A 3145-nucleotide genomic window follows, 5' to 3' on the forward strand; every position below is an offset into this window, starting at 1 on the left:
GGAGTGGAAATGAGGAGTATTATGACAAAAGAAAAAAATGCAAAAAAGTACGAGATTGATATGTGCAACGGCCCATTGTTTGGGAAAATTCTGCTGTTTTATATTCCCTTGATGCTTTCCGGGATTTTACAGCTTCTGTTCAATGCGGCCGACATTGTTGTGGTGGGCCGTTTTGTGGGAAGCGAAGCCCTGGCTGCCGTGGGCTCCACCAGCTCCTTGATCAATCTTTTGGTCAATGTGTTTATCGGCCTGTCGGTGGGTGCAAATGTTCTGGCAGCCCGCTTTTTTGGGGCTGGAAAGAAGGAGGAATTGTCGGACATGGTGCATACGGCCATTGCCACCTCCTTAATCAGCGGTATCTTTCTGATTTTTCTGGGAGTATTGCTTGCAAGGCCTGCCCTGCTTTTGATGGAAACTCCTGAAAATGTCATTGATCAGGCCGTGCTTTATATGCGGATTTATTTTATAGGGATGCCGGCTACCATGGCATACAACTTTGGAAGCGCCATACTGCGCGCGGCGGGAGATACCAAAAGACCTTTGTATTATCTGTTTGCTGCCGGAGTAGTAAATGTTGTGCTGAATCTTTTCTTTGTGATCGTCTGCGGGCTGGGGGTGGCCGGTGTAGCCATTGCAACTGTGATCTCTCAGGTGATTTCCGCGGTTTTGGTGATTCGCTGCCTGGCGCTTTCGGATAGTGATTACAAGCTGGACTTAAAAAGACTTCGGATTGTTCCTGACAAGCTGCTTCGGATGGTGCAGATCGGCGTGCCCGCAGGACTGCAAGGGGCGCTGTTTTCTGTTTCCAATGTTTTGATTCAGTCCTCTGTGAATTCCTTCGGCTCTGTGGCCATGGCCGGAAATACGGCGGCCTCTAATATAGAGGGCTTCGTGTATACCTCCATGAACGCCTTTCACCAGACGGCCATCAGCTTTACGGGACAGAACTACGGGGCAAGAAATTACAAGCGCATCGGCAGAATTTTACTCACCTGCCAGGCGCTTGTGATGGTTGTGGGACTGCTTTTTGGAAATGCAGCCTACCTTTTAGGGGATAAGCTTTTGCTTCTGTATTCCTCGGAGCCGGAGGTAATCACCTATGGCCTGCTGCGCATGAGCATTATCTGCACCACCTATTGTCTCTGCGGCATGATGGATGTGATGGTGGGTTCCCTGCGGGGCATGGGATATTCCGTTATGCCCATGCTGGTGTCTCTCACAGGGGCCTGTCTCTTCCGGATTCTGTGGATTTACACTGTCTTTCAGGAGATTCCCACACTGCAGTGCCTGTATTGGTCCTATCCTGTCAGCTGGGGACTGACCTTCCTGGCACATCTGCTCTGCTTTGTGGTGGTGTACCGGAAATTGTTGAAAACAGAGTCTTGAAACATATGTTCGATTATGGTATACTTAATAAAACAGGTTAGCAGTTTTAGAATAGGAAATATGTTTGGAAGGAAAAGGCTTAAGATAAGATGATCGCATATGTAGAAGGAAGGATTGAGGATATCGCCCCGGACAATGCCGTTCTTGACGTGGGAGGCATTGGATACAATATAAAAATTTCCCCCGAGACAGCGTCAAGGCTTCCCGGCCTGGGACAGCGGGTACGGCTTTACACCTACACCTGTGTGAGGGAGGACGCCTTTTTGCTGTATGGCTTTCTCTCCAAGGGAGATCTGGAACTTTTCAAAAAGCTGATTACCGTAAGCGGCATCGGGCCAAAGGGCGCTCTGGCCCTTCTTGCGTCCATGGATGCGGATACGCTGCGGTTTGCCATTTTGTCGGGAGATACCAAGGCCATTGCCAAAGCGCCGGGAATTGGAGCAAAAACGGCCCAGCGGCTGATTCTGGATTTGAAGGACAAGATTCGGCAGGACGACGATTTGATCCGTATGGAGATTTCAGCCAGCGCAATGGAGAATGCCTGTGCAGACACACCACAGAAGCGGGAGGCCGTGGAAGCGCTGGTTTCCTTAGGCTATGGACAGGCGGATGCGCTTAAGGCGGTAAATTCTATAGAAGGCGTTGAAAACATGGAGTCCGGAGCTGTGCTTAAGGCGGCGCTGAAAAAAATGTTTTAGGGCAGAAAGGGAGCTTTCATGGCAAGGAGAACGATAGAGACCAATCTGACAGAAGAAGACGTAAAAATAGAAGGCTCTTTAAGGCCTCAGACTCTGAATGACTATATTGGTCAATCTAAGATAAAGGAAAATCTTAAGGTTTATATAAAGGCTGCAAAGCAGAGAAAGGATGCCCTGGATCACGTGCTTTTTTACGGACCTCCCGGTCTGGGGAAAACCACCCTTGCGGGTATTATTGCGAATGAGATGGGGGTGCATATCAAAATTACAAGCGGCCCAGCCATTGAGAAGCCGGGAGAGATGGCAGCCATTCTCAACAATCTGGAGGAGGGAGACCTGCTCTTTGTGGACGAAATTCACCGGCTGAACAGACAGGTGGAGGAGGTTCTCTATCCGGCAATGGAGGATTACTGCATTGATATTATGATCGGAAAGGGCTCCTCGGCCCGTTCCGTGCGCCTGGAGCTTCCAAAATTCACTCTGGTGGGGGCCACCACAAGAGCCGGCCTTCTGACGGCTCCTTTAAGAGACCGGTTTGGAATGATCCACCACCTGGAATTTTATACAACGGACGAGCTGCAGCAGATCATTCTGCATTCCGCCGGGGTTCTGGGGGTTTTGATCGAACCTGAGGGGGCGAGAGAAATGGCCAGAAGGAGCCGTGGAACGCCGCGCCTTGCCAACCGTATTTTAAAGCGGGTGAGGGATTTTGCACAGGTAAAGTATGACGGCGTTATCACCAGGCAGGTGGCGGAGACCGCCCTTGATCTCATGGATGTGGATAAGCTGGGCTTGGATCATATTGACAGAAATCTCTTAACCACCATGATCACAAAGTTTAACGGAGGTCCTGTGGGGCTTGATACCCTGGCTGCTGCCATCGGGGAGGACGCCGGCACCATTGAGGATGTATATGAGCCTTATCTGATTCAAAACGGCCTTTTAAACCGCACTCCAAGAGGGAGGGTTGCCACGGAAAGCGCCTGGCGCCATCTGGGGCTGGGCCCCTTGGTTTGACAAATTAGTGCTTGCCTGTGTTTGGAAGATGATATATAATACTT

At 50.2% G+C, this 3145-nt stretch carries 3 protein-coding genes; all 3 read left to right on the top strand.

The features are described 5' to 3' along the window. Positions 1-9 precede the first annotated feature (9 nt). The 3 genes from AC1WIP_RS13545 (at position 10) to ruvB (ending at position 3101) form a co-directional block, all read left to right on the top strand. Positions 10-1386, top strand: coding sequence for an MATE family efflux transporter (locus tag AC1WIP_RS13545; RefSeq protein WP_481142325.1), 1377 nt, complete (start codon positions 10-12; stop codon positions 1384-1386). A gap of 89 nt (positions 1387-1475) precedes the next feature. Continuing rightward, positions 1476-2084 carry a Holliday junction branch migration protein RuvA gene (gene ruvA / locus AC1WIP_RS13550; RefSeq protein ID WP_481142324.1) on the top strand — a complete coding sequence of 203 codons (609 nt, stop codon included), beginning with the start codon at positions 1476-1478 and terminating at the stop codon, positions 2082-2084. 18 nt (positions 2085-2102) lie between these two features. After that, entirely contained in the window at positions 2103-3101 is a 999-nt protein-coding gene (ruvB, locus tag AC1WIP_RS13555) for a Holliday junction branch migration DNA helicase RuvB (protein WP_318704558.1), read from the top strand. Positions 3102-3145: the final 44 nt, after the last annotated feature.

The organism is Acetatifactor sp. (genome assembly GCF_982438285.1).